This window comes from Delftia sp. DT-2 (assembly GCF_028401915.1).
GTDB lineage: Bacteria > Pseudomonadota > Gammaproteobacteria > Burkholderiales > Burkholderiaceae_C > Comamonas > Comamonas tsuruhatensis.
This window is the reverse complement of record NZ_JAQOTI010000061.1, coordinates 1-1,189: the sequence shown is the minus strand read 5'-3', so window position 1 is coordinate 1,189 and position 1,189 is coordinate 1. Positions and strand designations below refer to the sequence as shown.

General features: G+C 62.7%; 1 protein-coding gene. It reads right to left on the bottom strand.

Annotated elements, in window-relative coordinates; translation table 11 throughout:
* Positions 1 to 1,189, bottom strand: a 1,189-nt coding sequence (locus PO605_RS30815) for a type VI secretion system Vgr family protein (protein WP_272207349.1), incomplete at both ends; no start/stop codon positions are given.

Here is a 1,189-nt window from a genome sequence, read left to right as displayed (position 1 = left end):
TGCCCAGCCGGTCCCAGTGGAACTGCACCTTGATGCGGCCGTATTCGTCGGTCCAGATTTCTTCTCCGGCCGGACCCACGACGACGGCGGTCTGCGGGCCGGTGGTGCGCGGCTTGGGCGTGGTGCGCGCGGGTGTGTAGGCAAGACTTGTGGGCTGGGCCTGCAATTCGTAGCGCTGGAAGGAGCCGTCTTCCGCGGCGCTGCCCTTGGCGCCTGGGGCCACAGCGCTGACGCGGGGGTTCTCCTTGAGGTGGTAGCTCAGGCCCGTGATCAGGTACTGCCGGTTCTGGTCCCCGCGCGGGTAATTGTAGAGGCTGAAGGTGTAGCCCGTGGCCAGCGCCCGGTGGCAGGACCGGCCCCGCACCCGGCTGTGGCCCGTGAGGCCTTGCTTCAGGCGCACGCGGATGTAGGCATCTCCGTCGCCGTACTCCGTGTAGCCGCCCGGCCATTCGTAGGTTTCATGGCCGTCGTGCGCATGGCCCGGTGGATCGCGGCGCATGTGGGACAGTTCGGCCCGGGGCTTTTTGAAGTCGTAGTCGTCGATGTAATGGCGGCCCGGCTTGATTTCCTGCTCCAGCTGCCAGGCGTGGATGTTTTCCTGATCGCCTGCGGCGGCTTTTTCCGGGGGATAGAAGGGAATGGATTCACCACCGGGCAATGCGCCGTGCGAGGCAATGATGTCGTCGCACAGCACCAGGGTGTGTTCTCCCATGGCATGCGCGAAGTGGTAGTAGATGCCTTCGTGCTCCATCAATCGCGAGACGAAGTCGCAATCGCTTTCGTTGTATTGCACGCAGTAGTCCCAACTGCGATAGGCGCGCGTGAGTTTCCTTTGCATTGGATGGCCATAGACGCCCAATACCTGCTCGATGATGTCGGGCACGTTGAGGTTCTGGAAGATGCGAAAGTCGCTCTTGCGCGTGGCCAGCCACAGCCAGGGGCTCAGCCGCGCCTTGTAGGCGTAGTGGCGGTGGTCCTGGCCCTGCATGCCGAAGCGGGTGACGATGCCGTCGATGAAGCGCCTGCCGCCGCCCTGGGTTTCTATTTCTATGGTGGCGTTTTTGCCCAATAGGGCCTTGGGATCGATGCTTTCGCTTTCGCTGAGCATTTCCACATCGAGGCTGAAGAGCTGGCTGATGTTTTCCTGGCCGCGCAATTCACGGAAATGCAGTTCATCGCCCAATGGCGT